At 32.4% G+C, this 19,900-nt stretch carries 17 protein-coding genes and 1 riboswitch; of the genes, 14 read left to right on the top strand and 3 right to left on the bottom strand.

Features of this window, described 5'->3' with window-relative positions; genetic code table 11:
* Nucleotides 1–62: 62 nt before the first annotated feature.
* The 6 genes from J3477_RS24585 (at nt 63) to J3477_RS24560 (ending at nt 6,964) form a co-directional block, all read left to right on the top strand.
* A complete protein-coding gene (locus J3477_RS24585) occupies nt 63–1,010 on the top strand; it encodes an ABC transporter substrate-binding protein (RefSeq protein ID WP_206872876.1) in 948 nt (315 codons plus the stop codon).
* Nucleotides 1,011–1,224: 214 nt separating this feature from the next.
* Entirely contained in the window at nt 1,225–1,923 is a 699-nt protein-coding gene (locus J3477_RS24580; RefSeq protein WP_206872875.1) for an ABC transporter ATP-binding protein, read from the top strand.
* Nucleotides 1,913–3,235 (top strand): ABC transporter permease, encoded by a 1,323-nt coding sequence (locus tag J3477_RS24575; RefSeq protein WP_206872874.1) that lies wholly within the window; start codon nt 1,913–1,915, stop codon nt 3,233–3,235. Before J3477_RS24580 ends, J3477_RS24575 begins: the two co-directional genes overlap by 11 nt.
* A 13-nt stretch (nt 3,236–3,248) precedes the next feature.
* Nucleotides 3,249–4,556, top strand: a complete 1,308-nt coding sequence (locus J3477_RS24570) for an ABC transporter permease (RefSeq protein WP_206872873.1) — start codon at nt 3,249–3,251, stop codon at nt 4,554–4,556.
* A 236-nt stretch (nt 4,557–4,792) separates the two neighbouring features.
* Nucleotides 4,793–5,506: a response regulator transcription factor gene (locus J3477_RS24565; protein ID WP_206872872.1), complete on the top strand. Its 714-nt coding sequence runs from the start codon at nt 4,793–4,795 to the stop codon at nt 5,504–5,506.
* Nucleotides 5,507–6,964, top strand: a complete 1,458-nt coding sequence (locus J3477_RS24560; RefSeq protein WP_206872871.1) for a HAMP domain-containing sensor histidine kinase — start codon at nt 5,507–5,509, stop codon at nt 6,962–6,964.
* Between the two features lie 61 nt (nt 6,965–7,025).
* On the opposite strand, the gene fba is transcribed toward J3477_RS24560, so the two are convergent.
* The 3 genes from fba to J3477_RS24545 all read right to left on the bottom strand — a co-directional run bounded on the left by fba (nt 7,026) and on the right by J3477_RS24545 (nt 9,106).
* Nucleotides 7,026–7,892 carry a class II fructose-1,6-bisphosphate aldolase gene (gene fba, locus J3477_RS24555; RefSeq protein WP_206872870.1) on the bottom strand — a complete coding sequence of 289 codons (867 nt, stop codon included), beginning with the start codon at nt 7,890–7,892 and terminating at the stop codon, nt 7,026–7,028.
* A gap of 135 nt (nt 7,893–8,027) precedes the next feature.
* Nucleotides 8,028–8,408 (bottom strand): DUF4363 family protein, encoded by a 381-nt coding sequence (locus J3477_RS24550; RefSeq protein WP_206872869.1) that lies wholly within the window; start codon nt 8,406–8,408, stop codon nt 8,028–8,030.
* Nucleotides 8,405–9,106: a DUF421 domain-containing protein gene (locus J3477_RS24545; protein WP_206872868.1), complete on the bottom strand. Its 702-nt coding sequence runs from the start codon at nt 9,104–9,106 to the stop codon at nt 8,405–8,407. The genes J3477_RS24550 and J3477_RS24545 overlap by 4 nt, the downstream gene beginning before the upstream one ends.
* 191 nt (nt 9,107–9,297) lie before the next feature.
* On the opposite strand from J3477_RS24545, the gene J3477_RS24540 reads away from it, so the two are divergent.
* The 8 genes from J3477_RS24540 to J3477_RS24505 all read left to right on the top strand — a co-directional run bounded on the left by J3477_RS24540 (nt 9,298) and on the right by J3477_RS24505 (nt 19,897).
* Nucleotides 9,298–10,953 carry a nucleoside kinase gene (locus tag J3477_RS24540; RefSeq protein WP_206872867.1) on the top strand — a complete coding sequence of 552 codons (1,656 nt, stop codon included), beginning with the start codon at nt 9,298–9,300 and terminating at the stop codon, nt 10,951–10,953.
* 51 nt (nt 10,954–11,004) lie between these two features.
* The gene (gene sdaAB, locus J3477_RS24535; protein ID WP_206872866.1) at nt 11,005–11,679 is read left to right on the top strand and encodes an L-serine ammonia-lyase, iron-sulfur-dependent subunit beta; all 675 of its coding nucleotides are present in this window, start codon (nt 11,005–11,007) and stop codon (nt 11,677–11,679) included.
* Between the two features lie 170 nt (nt 11,680–11,849).
* Nucleotides 11,850–12,725 carry an L-serine ammonia-lyase, iron-sulfur-dependent, subunit alpha gene (sdaAA, locus tag J3477_RS24530; RefSeq protein ID WP_206872865.1) on the top strand — a complete coding sequence of 292 codons (876 nt, stop codon included), beginning with the start codon at nt 11,850–11,852 and terminating at the stop codon, nt 12,723–12,725.
* A gap of 113 nt (nt 12,726–12,838) precedes the next feature.
* Nucleotides 12,839–12,948: riboswitch (TPP riboswitch) on the top strand.
* 210 nt (nt 12,949–13,158) lie between these two features.
* Nucleotides 13,159–13,686, top strand: coding sequence for an energy coupling factor transporter S component ThiW (thiW, locus tag J3477_RS24525; RefSeq protein ID WP_206872864.1), 528 nt, complete (start codon nt 13,159–13,161; stop codon nt 13,684–13,686).
* A gap of 3 nt (nt 13,687–13,689) precedes the next feature.
* Nucleotides 13,690–14,499 carry a bifunctional hydroxymethylpyrimidine kinase/phosphomethylpyrimidine kinase gene (gene thiD / locus J3477_RS24520; protein WP_206872900.1) on the top strand — a complete coding sequence of 270 codons (810 nt, stop codon included), beginning with the start codon at nt 13,690–13,692 and terminating at the stop codon, nt 14,497–14,499.
* A 300-nt stretch (nt 14,500–14,799) separates the two neighbouring features.
* A complete protein-coding gene (recQ, locus tag J3477_RS24515) occupies nt 14,800–16,581 on the top strand; it encodes a DNA helicase RecQ (RefSeq protein WP_206872863.1) in 1,782 nt (593 codons plus the stop codon).
* 263 nt (nt 16,582–16,844) lie between these two features.
* Entirely contained in the window at nt 16,845–17,738 is an 894-nt protein-coding gene (locus J3477_RS24510; protein WP_206872862.1) for an ROK family protein, read from the top strand.
* A 236-nt stretch (nt 17,739–17,974) separates the two neighbouring features.
* Nucleotides 17,975–19,897 (top strand): PrkA family serine protein kinase, encoded by a 1,923-nt coding sequence (locus tag J3477_RS24505; RefSeq protein WP_206872861.1) that lies wholly within the window; start codon nt 17,975–17,977, stop codon nt 19,895–19,897.
* Nucleotides 19,898–19,900: the final 3 nt, after the last annotated feature.

The following is a 19,900-nucleotide window of genomic DNA, read 5'->3' as shown; positions in this document are numbered from 1 at the left end:
TATCATAAGACTCGGCTTTTGTAAATGATAATCAATTTTAATGAAAACAAGGGGGATTACCAATGAAAAAGAAAATTTTTTCATTTTTACTATGTTCAGTTGTAACAATTGGAGTTTTTGCAGGATGTAGTAAAAAACAAGAAGTAACCAATACAAAAGGTACAAGAAGTATTACTCATACAATGGGAAGCACAGATGTGCCTATTAACCCTAAAAGGGTTGTTATATTAACAAATGAAGGAACAGAGGATTTATTAGAGCTTGGTATTAAACCTGTAGGTGCAGTAAGTTCTTGGACAGGTACAGGAACTTGGTACAGTCATATTGCCAATGAAATGAAAGACGTCAAAGATGTTGGACAAGAAAGCAATGTTAATTTAGAAGCTGTTGCAGCTTTAAAGCCTGATCTAATTATCGGTAACAAGATGAGACATGAAAAGATTTATTCACAATTAAGTGCTATCGCGCCAACAGTATATTCTGACACTTTAAGAGGTGCATGGAAAGACAATTTTAAGTTCTATGCAAAAGTGTTTGGTAAAGAAGCAGAAGGCGAGAATATAGTAAAAAAGTTTGATGACAGAGTGCAAAAGATTAAAGAAGATAATAAAGATAAGCTTAATAATAAAATATCACTAGTTAGATTTATGTCAGGAAAAACTAGACTTTATCTAGGCGATACATTTGCAGGAACAATATTAAAGGAAATTGGGTTTGCAAGACCAGATTCTCAACAAGGAACAGACTTTGTTAAAGAGATAGGAAAAGAAAGAATAAAAGAAGCTGATGGCGATATAATGTTCTACTATACTTACGAAACTGGTGACGGAAAAGGTGAAGCTAGGGAACAAGAATGGGTTCAGGATCCGCTATTTAAATCATTAAGTGTAGTTAAGAATGGAAAAGCATATAAGGTAAATGATGCAATATGGAATACTTCAGGAGGAGTTAAAGCAGCTAATTTAATGCTTGATGATCTTGAAAAATTTGCAAAAGAGGGAAAGTTATAAACATTAATACAAACTAATAAAGAGAGAATTTTAAGTATCCTAAGCAAAGGTGGTTAAAATTCTCTTTTTGCTATCTATTCTAGAATTCAATCTTAAGGTAATCTTAAGATAGTATTAATAACCACTTAAACAAAAGTGGTTAGAATTAATAATGTAGATAAACGTTGAAATAATGATTGCTACTAAAAGTAATAATGGTTTTGGGAGGATAAAGATGATTGAGATAAAAGAGTTATCAAAGGTTTATAGGATGGGAAAGGAAAAAGTAATAGCTTTAAATAAAGTGTCTTTTAATATTCAAGATGGGGAGTTTGTGGCTATAGTTGGACCATCCGGATCAGGTAAATCAACTTTGATGCATCTTGTAGGGGGGCTAGATACTCCAACAAAGGGAAGTATAGAGGTTGATGGTAAGGATATTGCGAAGCTTAAGGATAAAGATATGGCTAAATACAGAAATGAAAAGATCGGATTTGTATTTCAGGCCTTTAACTTAGAGAACACTCAAACTGCATTAGAAAATGTTATGATGCCACTTATATTTTCTGGAGTAGGGAAAAAGGAAAGAAAAGAGAGGGCTCTTAAAGCTTTAGAACTTGTTGGCTTAAAGGACAAGGTTAAGCATAAACCTACTGAGATGTCTGGTGGACAGAGACAGAGAGTTTCTATTGCTAGGGCCATAGTAAATAATCCTCAGATTATCTTTGCTGATGAGCCTACTGGTAACTTAGATTCTAAAACTGGTGAAAATATAATGAACTTGTTCCAAGAATTAAATGATAAGGGCTACACAATAATAATGGTTACTCACAATCAGGTTGAAGCTAAAAAGGCAAAGAGAATGATAAAGATCATGGATGGTGTTATAACTGATGATTTGGTTACTGAAAGGGGAATAGAAAATGCGATTTAGGGACAATATAGGCATGGCCCTTCAGGACCTAAAAAGAAGGAAAGGAAGAACCTTTTTAACTTCACTAGGTATAGCTATCGGCACAATGTTAGTACTTATAATGGTAGGACTTGGTTTTACTTTAAAGAATTTTATAGTTGATGCTATGAATGGAGAGTTAAGTTCTAAGGTTATTACTGTATCTTCTATAAAGAAAGATGCTGAAGAGTTAGATAATGTTGCAGATTATGAAGAATGGAATGAAAAGAATTTTAAAAAGATTGACAGCAGTATGTTAGACAAGTTCGGTGCTATAAGTGGTGCTAAGGAATTAAAGGCGTCTATGTCTACTATGGTGGAAAAGCTTAAGATAAATGACAGTACGAAGGAAGGTTCCTTTAGCATACAAGGTTTTGATTTAAACCACTCAATATTCTTTCAAGATGAGATAGAGAATAAGAAAAAAGCAGAAAAAGATGAGAATTTAAAGACCATAGTAAGTGGAAGTATGTTAAATAAAGATTCTAAAGCTGAAGCAATTATAAGTGAAGATATGCTTTCTACTTTAGGTTATAGTAAAGCAGAAGATGCTGTAGGTAAAAATATATCAATAATAGTTGATAAAGCTAAAGGAATTTCTATAAAACCCGTAGAGAAGAATCTAAAGGTTGTTGGAGTTGTAAATAAAAAGTTATTACCTGGAAACAGCATAATAACTTCATCTAAAGATGCAGCTGAAATAATTGGTTTAACAGAATTAGTAGAAAACTACGAAAAAGAAAAAGGTTTTAGTTCTGTTCAAATTTCAGCAGATGACATTAATAATGTTGAAAAAGTAAAAAATGCAGTACTTGCAGAAGGATACCAAGCAGTTTCTAATCAAGATATGATAAAAGAGATAACAAAAGCTTTTGATAACATCAGTTTAGCTTTATCAGTACTTGGAATAATAGTGTTATTTGTTGCTGCTTTAGGTATAGTAAATACAATGGTAATGGCAATATATGAAAGAACTAGAAGTATTGGTGTAATGAAGTCAGTAGGAGCAAACAATTTGAGCATAAGAAATATATTCTTAGTTCAATCAGGCACCATAGGCTTCTTAGGTGGAGTTACTGGTATTGTTCTAAGCCTAGGAATATTTAAGGTAATAGAATTCGGATTAGAAGCTTATTTAAAATCTAAAGATATAAGCATGAGTTTGAATTTTAACATACCGCTATGGCTGATAGGTACTACGTTAGGCTTCTCTATAGTTATTGCAGTGTTAGCAGGATTATACCCAGCTATGAGAGCATCAAGATTAGATCCTATCGATGCGCTTAAGGGTTAGGAGGGGAAGATAAATGAAACTATCAGATGGATTTTCAATGGCAGTAAATGATATAAGAAAAAGAAAGATTAGAACTGTTTTAACAGTAGTAGCTTTATCGGTCGGAAGTTTTTTAATGGTTACTATGATGGGGGTAGGAGATTCTATAAATAAAGGAGCTTCTAATTTATTTTCAAGTTTTGGAGATACGAAGCAGATTAGTGTACAACCAGAGAAGTATGATAAGGTATCTTCTCCGGTTAATGTTACAGTGAATACAGGAACTAGTAGCACATCAACTACTTCTGAAAAGAAAGAAGATAAATTTAAGAAAATTGACAAAGATACTTTAACAAAGATGTCAAAGTTGGATGGAGTGGATAAGCTATATGCTTACCTTAACTCACAGATAACTGGTGTAGATATTGAAGGAAATAGTAGTATAAAGAAGAAGAGTACTAATATAGTTGGAATGTCTTTTGATTTTGATTATAAAACAGATAATGAAATAACTTATGGCAGCGAACTTTCAGGGAAAAATGATGAGGTTGTTGTAGGTGAAAAGTACTTAAGCAAGGTAGGAATAACAGATTATAAATCTGTTATAGGTAAAAAGATAACACTAAAAGTTGAGTTCCCTAAGATTAATGGAGTTGAGATTAAGAAGCCTTATTCTATTGATGGAAAGATTGTTGGAGTAGTTAAAGGTAAAAGTGATTTCGGAAATGAGATCTTAGCTTCGGAAGACTTAGTAAATAAAATTCAAGGCTATTATGAAGATAAAGATAATTACTTAAGTGAAAAAGGATATTCAGGGGTAGCATTGATGGCTAAGAATGAAGATAGTGTAAAGCCTATCACTGATAAGATAAGAAAAGATTTAGGGTATTCTGCTTCTAACATGGTTGAGATGCTTGATATGGTAAATTCTATGACTAAGGTTGTAAAGAGCATACTTGCAGTAGCAGGTATTATAGTGCTTCTAGTTGCTAGCTTAGGACTTATAAATACCATGACAATGACTATTCAAGAAAAGAAAAAATCCATTGGAGTAATGAAAGCAGTAGGAGCTTCAAAGAATCAAATACGTTATATATTTATATTTCAATGTTTAGTTTTAGGTCTACTAGGTGGCTTAGTGGGATGTTTATCATCCTCAGCGGCAATATATGGAATAAACTTATATATGAAGTCAATATCTAGTACTTTAACCTTAACTTTAAATATTAATAATGTCTTAATAGCACTTGGAGTATCGGTAGTTGTAGCATTCTTTGCAGGGATAATACCAGCAGGTAGGGCTGCAAAGTTAAATGTAGTAGAGATATTAAGCTATGAGTAGTAAGAAGTTTGAATGTAAATGAGATGACTTGTGGATAATAGCACAAATTTATTTATAATGATTATAATAAATCATAGATAGTTTGCTTCACCTTTAGGTGGAGCAAATTTTTTCTTGTGCCTAAGACCTCAGTAAATTATAATATTTCTATAACTAGAAAAAAATGTATAGTAATAATTGGATTTGATTACTACAAATCTAATTTAGATTACTATAAATCTAATTTGGGGGTATTTATGGCAAAGAACATATTAATTGCTGATGATGAAGTTGAGATAGTTGAACTAGTGGAACTTTATCTTGAGAAGGAAGACTACAACATAATAAAATGTTTCAACGGAATAGATGCATGGAATATCATGTGTGAAAAAAACATTGATTTAGCCATATTCGATATAATGATGCCAGGTATTGATGGGTATCAGCTAATAAAAAAGGCAAGAGAAAAGCTTAATATACCAATAATATTAATATCTGCAAAAAATGATTTCAGTGATAAGATATTAGGATTAGGACTGGGGGCAGATGACTATGTAACTAAGCCTTTTAATCCACTTGAACTAATTGCTAGAGTTCAAGCACAGCTTAGAAGGTATTACCTTTTAAAAGGTGATAACGATAATGGGCAGAAGACAGAAAGAATAGTGTATGGGGATATTGAGCTTGATGAAGAAAGCTGTGAGGCTTTCAAAGGTGGTAAGCTTTTAGAACTTACTTCAACTGAATACAAAATACTTAGTCTTTTTATAAAAAATGTTGATAAGGTATTTACTAAGAAGCAAATATTTGAAACTGTATGGGAAGAAGTATATTACGGTGATGACAATACCATAATGGTTCATATAAGTAATCTTAGAGATAAGATTGAAGATAATCCTAAAAAACCAGAATATCTAAAGACTGTGAGAGGATTAGGGTACAAGTTTACTGGAAAGTCAAAGGTGGACTAGATGAAAACATTTAAGAGGAAAAGAAAACCTAAGAGCATATATCTAAAAATAATGTTGGGGTATTTTATATTTGGTGTCGTAACCATAGTTCTTCTTTTTACTCTTATAATAGCCCTTGCGTTTTTTACTCTATTTTCAGCAAGAAGACATAATGAAAATGATTTTCCAAAGTCTACAGCAAAGGCTATTGTATGCAGTGATTACAAAAAGATTGATTCAACATACATAGAAAAAAGTGGTGGATGGGTAGAGATACTGAAGGATAATAAAGTTGTTTTTGTAAAAGGTGATAAGAAGGATAGTATAAATGAATACACAGAAGAGCAACTTATTAACTATACTTCTACAGATCTAAAATCAAGCTTTGATTTTAACAGAGTAACTTATTCAGCAGCCGCCTTTAAAGGGCAGGATGGCAATAACTATATTTGCCTTGTTAAGTTCCCACCGAAAAGTGGTGATATGACCTTTGGAGGACAGATGAGTGGTTCTCCCCTTGAGAAGGAAATAGAGATGTTTACTACCTCAATCTTTAGCGGTGCAGCGCTTATACTTTTGATTATAATGTTTATACTTAGTAAAATAGTTGCGAAGCAGATAAGCAATCCAATTAAACATATAGTAAAAGGTATACAAACTATAAGTACTGGTGAGTATGATTATAGAATTAAGTGTAAGGCTGATAGTGAGCTTGCTATGATAAGAGATGCGCTTAATGATATGTCTAAGAGAATACAAGAGGCAGAAGCTCAGAAAAAACTCGCCGAGGAAAGTAAGAGAATGATTATAGCTGATATCTCTCATGATTTAAAAACACCAATAACATCTATTCAAGGCTATGCAAGAGCTTTAAATGATGGGCTTGTTGTAGATGAAGAAAAGAAGAAAAAGTACTTAAATTATATATACGAGAAATCTAACAGGATGAATTATTTAATAGATGAGTTATTTACTTTTTCAAAGATGGATGCTCCATCCTATAAGCTTAATCTCATAGAAGGTGATTTAGCTAATTTCTTTAGGGAAAGCATAATAGGATTTATTCCAGACTTTGAAAAGTGCAATTTTAATTATAATGTGGACGTAAGAGAAGAATATATAAAGTATAGCTTTGATAGAGATGAACTGTATCGTGCTATATCAAATATAATAATAAATGCACTTAAGTATAATCCACCAGGTACATCTTTAAACTTCTTTTTGATAAAAGAAGAAAATAAGATAATTATGTCTATAGAAGATGATGGAATTGGAATATCAGAAGAAGTTAGAAAGACTATCTTTAATGAATTTACAAGAGGAGATAGTGCTAGAAGGTCTGATGGAGGTAGTGGTTTAGGAATGGCTATTACTAAAAAGGTTATAGAACTTCATGGAGGAAATATAGGAATAGAAAGTGAGCTTGGGAAAGGAACTAAGTTTATAATCAACCTACCAACTATAGATAATATAAGTTAAACTTGCAAAAGTCTTTAAGTAAATAAAAAAACAGTGATCAACATGATCACTGTTTTTCATATTAAGCTTGGTTAACTGAACCGAAAAGTTCCATCTTTTCTTTAACTGTAGCTTTTATAGCTTCGAATCCTGGTCCTAAAAGTTTACGTGGGTCAAATCCCTTTCCTTCTAGGTCTTTACCTGATTCTATATACTTACGAGTAGCTTCAGCAAATGCTAATTGACATTCAGTGTTAACATTTATTTTTGCAACTCCTAAAGATATAGCTTTTTTGATCATTTCTGCAGGTATACCTGTACCACCGTGTAGAACTAGTGGAACATCACCTGTAACATCATTGATTTGGCTTAATGCATCGAAAGCTAAGCCTTTCCAGTTTGCAGGGTATTTTCCGTGGATGTTTCCGATACCAGCAGCAAGCATTGTTACTCCTAAATCAGAGATTTGCTTACATTCGTTTGGATCAGCGATTTCTCCTGCTCCAACAACTCCGTCTTCTTCTCCACCGATTGAACCAACTTCAGCTTCTAATGAAAGTCCTCTTTCACCAGTTACTTTAACTAATTCAGTTGTCTTTGCTATATTTTCATCTATTGGATAGTGAGATCCATCAAACATGATTGATGAGAATCCAGCTTCCATAGCTTTGTAAGATCCTTCGTAGCTACCGTGGTCTAAGTGTAATGCTACTGGAACAGTTATCTTTAATTCTTCTAATAATCCATTAACCATTCCTACAACAGTCTTATATCCGCCCATGTACTTTCCAGCACCTTCAGATACACCAAGGATTACTGGTGAGTTATTTTCTTGAGCAGTTAAAAGTATAGCTTTAGTCCATTCTAAATTGTTGATGTTGAATTGACCAACAGCGTATTTCCCATCTCTAGCTTTATTTAACATTTCTTTAGCACTTACTAATGACATGTTTATACCACCTTTCTTCTCTATAAAAAATCATATGGCAAGGGACTTTACGAGTCCCAGTGGGACTATTTATCCCTTGATTACATTATATACTATTATTTTTATATTTTCTACCAGAAAATAATAAAAATAATTTTAAAATATATTTTGTATAGTAGGCGTTTGAAGAGCTTTTATTGCTTTGGTAGAGTACTTTATAAGATGGATGCTTGAAAGAGCTTCAGATTTATCTTTATATTTGCTGTATTGAGATAGTTTAAGTGATTCATTTATCAAGAGGTCACTTTCTTGGTGATTAATATAAACTGAAAGAGGCTCAAAGCTTTTCTCTATATATTCTTTAAGTTCAACTGAAAGCTTATAAGAATCTTCCCAATCGTCTTCTTGAAGGCTTTTTTCAAGAACTGTACACTTTTCATTCACTGCATCACATACCTTGATGAGATTACTATGAGAATAAATAATGAAACTTAAGACGCATAGAAAAATAAAAAGTGACGTAAGTGTATTTTTCATAAATCATCATCTCCAAAATCAATGATATCATCCTTTTTTTGAAGAAAAAATTGTGCATTTGAATCCATCATAGCTATATAAACATTTTTTATATCATCTACATTATTCTTCTTTAACATTTTATCAAGCCAAGAGGAGTCCTTATTGGCCCTTTGAAGTGCTTTTTTATCTAGCTTTCCATTAATAACTAGAACCAATGGCAGTTTGTCCTCTTCTTCATCTACTTTTACATCTTCTTTTGTAGCAGGAGATAAAGCTTTTTTGGGGATAACTGAAACTTGACCGTTATTCTCTAAGATTGCATATTGTATATCTTTAATATTAAAGTATCCACTAAGTCTGAGCTCTTCCATAAGATCGTCTATATTTATTCTCTGACTTATAAGTGATTTGAAATTTACTTTACCTTCTTTTATAAGCACACAAGGAGTACCGTCTATAACTTTTCTAGCTATTTTGCTTTTAAGTTGTATTTCCGATAAAAGAGTTTTTAACATTAGTAATGTTATTATTGGTATAACCCCTAAAAGAAGCGGTAGCCTAGTATCCTGCATAGGTAATGCAGCAAGATCTGATATCATCATGGTTATTACAAATTCATAAGGTTGAAGTTCGCCTATTTGTCTTTTTCCCATAAGTCTCATAACTAAAACTACCACAGAGTAAAGTATTATTGTCCTTATAAGTACTATTAGCAATTAAATCACCTCTCCAAGGTTATAGTTTGTTATACTAGCTTAAATTATTCAAATATTAGGATTTTTTTAAATTTAAAGATGTATAATATTATTAGAAAAATATTATTTTGAAAATGAAATTCAAATTTCTATAGTAATACAAAAATATAAATTAAGCTTCTCATAAAATTGAAAGTTCTAGGAGTGGATACATGATGGTATTGAGACTTGAGATTAATAATCAAATTATCGAAGTGGAAAAGGGCACCACATTTAAAGAGCTTGTTAGCACTTATTGCCAAGGGAATAATGTGCCTATAGTGTTAGGCAAGTTGAACAATAAGTACTATGAGCTTAGTTGTTTAGTAGAAGAGTCAGGTAAGGTGGATTTTATAGCGGCTGATGATAGAATTGGCAATAGAGCTTATGCAAGAACCTTACAATTTCTATTTATTAAAGCAGCTTTAGACTTGTTTCCAGGGGCTAAAATAACAATCGAACATTCTTTGAGTAAGGGGATATTTGGAGAAGTTCATATGGAAAAAGCTTTGGATGCAGAAGATATAATCTTGATTAAAGAGAAAATGGATGAACTCATAGAAAAAGATATCACAATTAAGAGTATTAAGGTAAAAAAAGAGGAAGCAATAAAGATTTTTGCTTCATATGGTATGGAGGATAAATTAAAACTTCTTAAAAATCTTAAAAACAGTGAACTTAGATTATACGAGTTAGACGGAAGATATGATTATTTTTATGGTAAATTAGGTTATTCAACAGGAGTTCTAAAATATTATGAGCTTACCTATCATGAACCTGGTTTTTTGCTTAGATTCCCTGAAGAAGGAAAAGGTTTAGAGATTCCTGTTTTTGAACCACAAGAAAAGCTTGAGAAGATATTTCAGGAAACAGAGCAGTGGCTCAATATATTAGATATTGCGGATGTTGGTTCATTAAATGAAAAGGTGCTTAGAAAGGAATTTGATGAAATAATAAGAGTTTCAGAGGCACTACATGAAAAGAAAATAGCATATATTGCAGATATGATTCATGATAGAAATGAAGTAAAGATAGTACTTATTGCCGGTCCATCATCTTCAGGAAAGACCACCTTCTCAAAGAGGTTAGCAATACAATTGAGAGTTAATGGATTAACGCCATTTCCTATTTCCCTTGATGATTATTTTATTGATAGAGATAAAACACCACTTGATGAAGAAGGAAAGCCGGACTTTGAATCAATTTACGCACTAGATCTAGAGCTATTTAATAAGCAATTAAATCTTTTGCTTAAGGGAGAAAATGTTACTATACCATCTTATAATTTTAAAACTGGAACAAGGGATGAAGAAGGTCACGATATGCAGCTTCCTCAAAATGGAGTGTTGATTATTGAAGGCATACATGGATTAAATGATATATTGACTTCAACTATACCTGACCACAATAAATTTAAAATTTATATAAGTGCCTTGACACAACTTAACGTAGACAATCATAATAGAATTGCAACAGCAGATGTAAGAAAAATAAGAAGAATTGTAAGAGATTTTCTATCTAGAGGTTACGGTGGAGATGAAACACTCAAAATGTGGCCTTCTATAAAGCGAGGAGAAGAGAAAAATATATTTGTATATCAAGAACAGGCTGATGTTATGTTCAATTCAACTTTAGTGTATGAATTGTCAGTTCTAAAAAACTGCGCTATAGAGGAATTGTCCAAAATACATCAAGATAGTGAAGTGTACAATGAAGCTGAAAGGCTTATAGATTTTTTAAAACTCTTTGAAGCTATAGATAGTGATATGGTTCCTGAAAATTCTATCCTAAGAGAATTCATAGGCGGCAGTTGCTTTTATAAATATTGATTTTAAGAATCGAAGTAGTTTATCTATAGAAATAAATATGGAGTGTGACAAATGAAAAAATACGGAGCTTTTGATATAATTGGGCCTATTATGGTTGGGCCATCAAGCTCTCATACTGCAGGGGCAGCTAGGCTTGCGAAAGTTGCAGCTGCCATTGCTGGTGAGAGAGTAAAAGAGGTTACATTTCTTCTTCATGGTTCTTTTAGTAAGACTTATAAGGGACATGGGACTGATAGGGCTTTGGTTGCAGGAATACTTGGAATGGAACCTAGTGATTTGAGACTTAGAGAATCTATTGAAATCGCTAAGGAAAACGGAATAAAGATTGAATTCAAAGAAAAGTATCTGGGAGAAGTACATCCAAACACAGTTAAGTTTGTAATAAAGGATGAAAATGATAGAATTTCTGAGATAACAGGTTCTTCTATTGGTGGAGGAAGTATTGTAATAACTGAAGTGAATGGCCAGGAAGTTAACTTTACAGGTCAGTATCCGACAGTAATAATATCTCATCGAGATGTTCCTGGTGCAGTATCTAAGGTATCAGCAATTCTTTATGATAATAATGTAAACATAGCCTTTATGAGTGTATTCAGAACTAAAAAAGGTAAGGCAGCTACAATGATATTTGAAGTTGACAGCATTCTTACAGAGGAAGTTGTAAAAGAGATAAAGCAGGTAGAAGCTGTTGATAATGTTATAAAGATAAACCCAGTTAAAGCTTAGATAGTTATCAGAGCATGATGAACTAGTTGAATTAACAATTAGTCAGTAGTCAAGATTATCTAAATTAAGTGGTTAGTCATCCGATGCTTTAATGAGTTTAAGTTCAGGATGGTTCTTAACGATAACAAAATACAAATTATGTATCCTAATAGGGAGGTATAGAACAAAAGATGGTTAGAAACGGAGAAGAGCTTGTTAGTATATGTAAAAAAAATAATTGGACTATCAGTGAATTTGCAATTCAATCAGAGATGGAGAAAAGTGAGGCTACTAGAGAAGCCATCCTTGAGGAAATGATGAAAAGCCTTAATGTTATGATTGAAGCAACTACTGAAGGTTGTGAAAAAGAAGTACATTCAGTAAGTGGTTTAATTGGTGGAGATGGATACAAGCTTCAAAATTATTTAAAGCAAGGGAAGAGCTTAACTGGAGACGTGATGGTATCTGCTATGGCAAAGGCAATTTCTTGTGCCGAAGTAAATGCATCTATGGGAAGAATTGTTGCTTGTCCTACAGCTGGATCCTGTGGAATACTTCCTGCAGTACTTCTTACTGTGGGAGAAAAATTACAACTACCTAATGAGAAGTTAGTTGAAGGATTATTTGCAGCTGCAGCTATTGGTAGTATAATAGCTCAAAATGCAACAGTTGCTGGTGCAGAAGGCGGATGCCAGGCAGAATGTGGTGCAGCTGCAGCGATGAGTTCGGCTGCAGTTGTAGAACTAATGGGAGGAACCCCTGAAATGAGCTTAGATGCTGCTGCCATAGTTATAAAAAACATACTAGGACTCGTATGTGACCCAATAGCTGGACTTGTTGAAGTTCCTTGTGCAAAAAGAAACTTTGCAGGAGCAGTAAGTGCTTTAACTACTGCTGATTTAGTTATGGCAGGAGTAAATTCAAAGATACCTTTTGATGATACTGTTGATGCTATGTATAGAGTAGGTAAGAGTTTGCCAAGTGAGCTTAGAGAGACTGCTCAAGGGGGATTAGCTGTTACTAAGACTGGCTTGAAACTTAAGAAAAAAGTCTTTGGTGATGAATAGGGAAATTAAGGAGAGTAAGTAAAAATCAATATTTACCCTAGGGTTGGCATTGATGAAAATAGTGACAATCTATAGCTTTTATGTTAAGATAATTTATATTAAAAATAAATAATAATCTGTGCTAGGGGGGCTGGTTATGCCGGCTGAGATAGAGAACGATATTCTCTGACTCTTAACACCTGAACTGGTTAAAACCAGCGTAGGGAAGCAACAATAATTTTGTTAATTAGTGCAGCTTTCTAGCTGCATTTTTTTGCAGTTAGGATAAGAATTTTAAATGATACTTTTAGTATTTAAACCTTCAAGATAGATTATAAATCTCTTAGAAAGTTTTCAGTATGCTGAAACATTATTTTAAATGAGCTTATTCATATGAAAGCTGAATACAGAATTTATATGGCTCCTTCACAGATTAAAAGAAGGAGGCTTTTTTATGAAACAAAGTAGTACTAAGGTAAAAAATAATCAGAGTATGGTCTATAAGTTAACCTTAAGTGGTTTGTTTATAGCTTTTGGTACAGTTACAGGGTCAGTTTTCTATATACCATTTTTAGGTGGAAAGATGTTTCCGGTTCAACATTTTTTAAATGTAGTTGCAGCAGTAGTACTTGGACCTTTCTATGGAGTAGCTAATGCTTTTTGCATCTCACTACTAAGAAATATTTTAGGGACAGGTTCTATACTTGCATTTCCAGGAAGTATGGTTGGAGCTTTTTTAGCAGGAATAGTTTATAAGAAGTTTAAAAATATATACCTTACAGCATTAGGTGAGTTCATAGGAACAGGGATACTAGGAGCTTTGATAGCATACCCAATGGCTACAATAGTATTAGGTAAAAAGGTAGCTGCTTTTGCATATGTGTTCCCATTCTCATTAAGCTGTGCTGGAGGAGCAATCCTTGCAGTAATATTATTATCAGTACCAGTTATAAGAAAAACTATAAAAAGGGAGACGTTATAAATGATAAGAAAAGCACTTACAATAGCAGGTTCAGATACTTGTGGAGGAGCTGGAATTCAAGCAGATATAAAATCATTTTCAGCTAATGGTGTGTACGGAATGAGCGTTATAACTGCAATAACTGTTCAAAACACTCAAGGCGTTTTTGGGATTCAAGATGTTAATCCAGATATAATAGAAAAACAAATAGAAGCTATATTCGATGATATTGAAGTAGATGCTATAAAGATAGGAATGGTATCTAAAATAGAATCAATTAATGCTATAGCATCAGCTCTAAAAAAGATAGATAAATTACCACCAATAATTTTAGATCCAGTGATGGTTTCAAAAAGTGGTTTTAAGCTTCTTTCTGAGGATGCAAAAGAAACTCTTATAAAAGAGTTATTTCCACTAGCAGAAGTTATTACACCTAATATACCTGAGGCAGAAGAAATTTTAGGATATCAAATAACAAACTTTGAAGAAATGTATAAGGCTGCTAAAGACTTAAAAGAGTTAGGACCTAAATATGTTCTTGTGAAAGGTGGACATCTTGAAGGTGATGCCATAGATTCTTTGTTCGATGGAGAAAAGCTCGTAAGCTTCAAACAGGAAAGAATAAATACAAAAAATACACATGGTACTGGATGTACATTATCTTCAGCTATAGCAGCTAATGTAGCAAAGGGCATGAGTATGGTTGAGGCAGTAGAAGAAGCTAAAAAATATATAACAATAGCAATCGAACATAGTATAGAACTTGGTAAAGGGGTAGGACCAACTAACCATTTTTATGAGCTTTACAAAAAATCTGGATTTGATGTTGAATAAAATAGGTATAGTTGAAATTAATTGGCCATTCATCCGATGCTTTAATTCTAATAGCTCGCTCATATAGCATCTACTGCATAACCAATTAATTCTAATAATACTATTAAATATTGAAAACTTAAGAAAAGTATAAGATAAATAATACAAGTCAATAATTAAAGATAAGATGAATCAGTTTATTTACAATTAAGCTGGTTCATTTTATTTTACTATGTATACATACAATTATTTTCTTATAGAAATTGGATTGTATAAAAAGTATAATTAAAGATATAAATGTGACAAGAGAAGAGGTGCCAAATGGATAATTCACTGAAGGTGTTAAATAAAGTATTTGGTTTCTCTAGTTTTAGAGAAGGACAAAGAGAAATAATACAAACCATATTAAGTGGAAGAGATGTATTTGCTGTTATGCCTACCGGTGGTGGAAAGTCTGTTTGTTATCAGATACCAGCAGTTTTAATGGGTGGGATAACCCTAGTAATATCACCTCTTATTTCTTTAATGAAGGATCAAGTAGATAGTATAAATAATGTAGGGATAAATGCTGCATTCATAAATAGCACTATAAATAAAAGTGAAATAGTTGAAATAATAGAAGATGCCCTTATAGGAAGATATAAGCTTATATATATTGCACCAGAAAGATTAGAGTTAGATTATTGTGTTAAGCTCATAAGAAGTTTAAATATATCTCAAGTGGCCGTTGATGAGGCGCATTGTGTATCTCAGTGGGGGCATGATTTTAGGCAAAGTTATAGATTCATACTACCATTTGTAAATTCATTATCGAAAAGGCCTGTAATAACTGCATTTACAGCTACTGCTACCAATGAAGTACGTGTAGATAGTATGAAGCTTTTAGGTCTAAAGGATCCATATGTACACATAAGTAGCTTTAATAGAGATAACTTATCTATGAATATACATAAGGAAGTAGATAAACTGGAATTTGTTAAAGACATAATAAGAGAACATGAGGAGCAATCAGGAATAATATATTGCTCAAGAAGAAAAGATGTTGATGGGCTTTATGACTATTTAAGAGAAAGAGGCTACAGCACTGCCAAATATCACGGAGGTCTAAAGGACGAAGAAAAAGAATTTTTTCAAGATGAATTTCTTTTTGATAGAAAAGATATTATGATAGCAACCAATGCCTTTGGAATGGGCATAGATAAGTCAAATGTAAGATATATTGTTCATTTCTCTTTACCTAAGAATATAGAGAATTACTACCAAGAGATTGGAAGAGGGGGAAGAGATGGCGAGAAGTGCCAGTGTCACTTGCTTTATTCAAGAGATGATATACCTTCTCTAGAGTATATGATAAATACCTCCACAGTATTAAATCGAAGAGAAATTGAGCTTAGAAAGCTTCAAGCAATGGTTGACTTTTGTGAATCACATAATTGCTACAGACATTTTATATTAAAATACTTTGGAGAAAGTGATATAAAAGAATACTGTAACAATTGTTCTAATTGCTTAAATAACGATGAACTTAGAGATATAACTGTGGAAGCTCAAAAAATTCTTTCTTGTGTTTACAGAACTAAAGAACGCTATGGGATATCTGTAATGGTAGATATACTGAGAGGTTATTCGGGACCTAAGATACTGGATAACAAATTAAATGAACTTTCAACTTACGGTATCATGAAAGAATATAGTACAAAGTTTATCAAAGATATAATCCAAACTTTAATAGATGAAGGTTTTGTGGATAAAAAAGAAGGTACCTATTCTATGCTGAAGCTTAATAAAAAGTCTATAAATGTTCTTAAAGGCAAAGAAAAGGTGATGGCAAAGCTTAAAGATACTAATGATGATACTGTTTTAGATGAAGAACTGTTTAAAAAGCTAAGAATACTTAGACGTGATTTGTCTCAAAGCGAAAATGTAAAACCGTATATAATATTCTCCGATTCTACTTTAATACAGATTGCAAACTTAAGACCTCAAACAAAAGAGGAGCTCAAGGAGATACGTGGTGTAGGTGAGAAGAAAATTGAAAGGTACGGGGAAAGAGTACTTAGGGTAGTTCATAATCATATTTTGGTGAAAAGCAAGGTTAATTAGTTAACCTTAATAATATTACTAAATACAAAAATCAAAGACTAAAAATAAAAAATGGGTCTTTGATTTTTTTCATTTTTCTATCATAATAAATATATAACAGTTAAAACCTTAAATAAATTTTAGGTATTTCAAAGTACTTTGGGTTCTGTCTAAATTTAAATAATATTAAAAAAATTTGAATTTTTATCAGCAAGCTAAAAAGTATACTGAAATATGAAGAAATATATCCTAATGTGGTAATGTTTACAATGGAGGAGATTTTTATGAATAAGTATGTAGTTATTGATGTTGGAGGTTCTGCAATAAAGTACTCCCTTATGGATAGCGAAGGGGTTTCCTATGAAAAAGGAAGTATACCTACTCCCAAAAGTGGAATAAATGAGTTCGTTGAAGTATTAGGAAATCTAGTGGAAGATTTTAAGAAGACTTATGAAATTAGTGGACTAGCGTGCAGTATGCCAGGAGCAGTAGAACAAAAAAGCGGAATTATTTATGGTGCTAGTGCTGTAGATTATATACATGGTCCTAATATAAAAGAATTACTTTCACAAAGAACAGGCTTAAAAGTATCTATTGAAAATGATGCTAATTGTGCTGGACTGGCTGAAGGATGGCTTGGAGCAGCGAGGGATTGCGAAAATTTTATGTGTATAGTAATAGGAACAGGTATTGGCGGTTGTATTATAGTAAACAAAAAGATTCTTAGAGGGAAAAATCTCCACGGAGGAGAATTTGGATTTATGCTTGTGGATGACAGTGATGATATAGAAGGGCATACATGGAGTAATAACGCATCCACCTTTGCTTTGGTAAAAAAGGTTGCAGAGGAAAAAGGCTTAGATGTAAAAGAATTAAATGGTAAGAAAGTTTTTGAAATGGCTGAAAATGGAGACCAGGAAGTGAAGAATATCATAGATAAATGGTATAACTATTTAGTAAGAGGAATATTTAACCTAAAATATATAATAGACCCTGAGAAAATATTAATTGGTGGTGCTATAAGTAGTAGATTAGATTTCTATGATATAGTAAATGAAAAACTTAGTAAAATGAAAAGCTATTATGCAAAATTAGATATTTCTGTAGAGAAATGTGCTTTTGAAAATGATTCTAATTTAATAGGTGCTTTATATAATTTCTTGTACTGTGATAACTAAATAGAGTTTTTCTATTTTTAGTAAAGAAGGATAACATAATTGTAGTTTATGTTATCCTTTTTATTTTGAGCAGCGGTTTAATTATCTAAATTCTTTCTTCAATTCATTTAATATATCTTCATTAAACCATTAATAGCTTTTTAAAAAATAATTCTTATTTAACAAATATTCAAATCAGATTAGTCATAGATGGTTTGTCCCTCTGAATATATTTTTATAAAAGGAGGGAGATGTAGATGGATTTTAAGCAGTTTATTGAAAGTGATAGAGAAAAACATAATAAGCATAAGTTTAAGGGGACATTTCTAGATTATTTGGAAATAGTAAAAGAAAACCCAGATGTAGCAAAGTTGGCGCACAAGAGAGTCTATGACATCATAGTTGATAAGGGTGTAAAGATATTAAAACCTGAAGAGAACGCAAGGGTAAGAAAAATATATGGTAATGAAATGATAAAAAGGTATAACTTTTTTGAAAATGACTTCTTCGGAATAGATAAGATATTAATGAAGCTTGTTAATTATTTCTATTCAGCTTCAATGAAGGGAGAAGAAGCAAGGCAAGTACTTTATTTAGTAGGACCAGTTGGAGCTGGAAAATCCTCATTAGTTGAGGCTTTAAAGAAGGCTTTAGAGATGGCTGACCCAATATATGCTATCGAAGGATGCCCTATGCATGAAGAACCACTTCACCTTATTCCAAAGCATCTTAGACCTCAATTTGAAGAATCGCTTGGAGTTCAAATAGAAGGAGACCTTTGTCCTGTATGCAGGTATAGACTAATGAATGAATTTAATGGAAGATATGAGGACTTTCCAGTAGAGACCAAAGGGTTCTCAATCAGATCAAGAAAGGGTATAGGTGTAGTTCCTCCTGTAGATCCGAATAATCAAGATACATCAATTTTAACTGGAGCAGTTGATATATCTAAGATGGATATGTATCCTGAGGATGATCCAAGAATATTCTCACTTAATGGAGCATTTAATGTAGGTAATAGAGGGCTTGTTGAATTTATAGAAGTATTCAAGAATGATGTTGAATATCTTCATACTATAATTACAGCAACTCAAGAAAAATCAGTTCCATCACCTGGTAAAGGATCTATGATTTATTTCGATGGACTTATAATAGCCCACTCAAATGAGGCTGAATGGAATAAATTTAAGTCAGATCATACAAATGAAGCAATACTAGACAGAATAGTAAAGATTGAAGTTCCATATTGCATGGAATTGAATGAAGAAAAGAAGATATATGAGAAGATAATAAAGAAGAGTAACTTTAATGCTCATATAGCTCCTCATACTTTAGAGATTGCTGCAATGTTTGCAATTCTTTCTAGATTATCTCCATCAGCAAAGGTAGATCCAATAACTAAGCTTAAGATATACAACGGTGAAGATATAGTAGAAAAAGGTTCTACAAAGAGATTAGACCTATTAGAACTTAAAGAGGAAGCAGGGCCTAATGAAGGAATGAAGGGAATATCAACTAGATTTATAATTAAGGCTATTGATAATGCTCTTTCAAGTTCTGAATATCCATGTATAAATCCGTTAAGTATCATGGAAAGTATAATAAAGTCAGTTAAGGATTTAGATACATCACAAGAAGATAAGAAGAAGTATCTTGGTTTTATACAGGATACATTAAGAAAGGAATACAACAAGATACTTGAAAAAGAAATAACTAAGGCATTTATACATTCTTTCAGAGAACAAGCTGAGAGTTTATTTAACAACTATATTGATAATGCAGAAGCATATGTTAATAAAACTAAGCTTAAAGATAATTCTACTGGAGAAGAATTAAATCCAGATGAAAGCTTTATGAGAAGTATAGAAGAGCAGATTGGTATTTCAGAAAGTTCAGCTAAGGGCTTTAGATCTGATGTAACTTCATATATGTTCTATGTTGTGAGAAATGGTGGTCATATAGATTATACTGCTTACGAACCTCTGAAGGAAGCTATTGAGAAAAAGCTTACAGCTTCAGTAAAAGATCTTTCCAGAATCATAACTAAATCTAGAGTTAGAGATAAGGAACAAGATGAGAAGTATAATGCTATGGTAGAAGAAATGAAAGAGAATGGATATTGCCCTCATTGCTGCGATGTTATATTAAAATACGCTGCAAACAACTTGTGGAAGGATTGATAA

Origin of the sequence: Clostridium zeae, assembly GCF_017312485.1 — a bacterium.
Classification (GTDB): domain Bacteria; phylum Bacillota; class Clostridia; order Clostridiales; family Clostridiaceae; genus Clostridium_AR; species Clostridium_AR zeae.
This window is presented reverse-complemented; position numbering and strand designations above follow the sequence as displayed.

Coding starts and splice junctions, on each gene's coding strand:
- J3477_RS24550 (WP_206872869.1), bottom strand. CDS start 8,408: ATGAAAAATACACTTACGTCACTTTTTATTTTTCTATGCGTCTTAAGT.
- J3477_RS24565 (WP_206872872.1), top strand. CDS start 4,793: ATGGCAAAGAACATATTAATTGCTGATGATGAAGTTGAGATAGTTGAA.
- sdaAA (WP_206872865.1), top strand. CDS start 11,850: ATGGTTAGAAACGGAGAAGAGCTTGTTAGTATATGTAAAAAAAATAAT.
- sdaAB (WP_206872866.1), top strand. CDS start 11,005: ATGAAAAAATACGGAGCTTTTGATATAATTGGGCCTATTATGGTTGGG.
- J3477_RS24510 (WP_206872862.1), top strand. CDS start 16,845: ATGAATAAGTATGTAGTTATTGATGTTGGAGGTTCTGCAATAAAGTAC.
- fba (WP_206872870.1), bottom strand. CDS start 7,892: ATGTCATTAGTAAGTGCTAAAGAAATGTTAAATAAAGCTAGAGATGGG.
- thiW (WP_206872864.1), top strand. CDS start 13,159: ATGAAACAAAGTAGTACTAAGGTAAAAAATAATCAGAGTATGGTCTAT.
- J3477_RS24585 (WP_206872876.1), top strand. CDS start 63: ATGAAAAAGAAAATTTTTTCATTTTTACTATGTTCAGTTGTAACAATT.
- J3477_RS24575 (WP_206872874.1), top strand. CDS start 1,913: ATGCGATTTAGGGACAATATAGGCATGGCCCTTCAGGACCTAAAAAGA.
- J3477_RS24570 (WP_206872873.1), top strand. CDS start 3,249: ATGAAACTATCAGATGGATTTTCAATGGCAGTAAATGATATAAGAAAA.
- recQ (WP_206872863.1), top strand. CDS start 14,800: ATGGATAATTCACTGAAGGTGTTAAATAAAGTATTTGGTTTCTCTAGT.
- J3477_RS24540 (WP_206872867.1), top strand. CDS start 9,298: ATGATGGTATTGAGACTTGAGATTAATAATCAAATTATCGAAGTGGAA.
- J3477_RS24560 (WP_206872871.1), top strand. CDS start 5,507: ATGAAAACATTTAAGAGGAAAAGAAAACCTAAGAGCATATATCTAAAA.
- J3477_RS24505 (WP_206872861.1), top strand. CDS start 17,975: ATGGATTTTAAGCAGTTTATTGAAAGTGATAGAGAAAAACATAATAAG.
- J3477_RS24580 (WP_206872875.1), top strand. CDS start 1,225: ATGATTGAGATAAAAGAGTTATCAAAGGTTTATAGGATGGGAAAGGAA.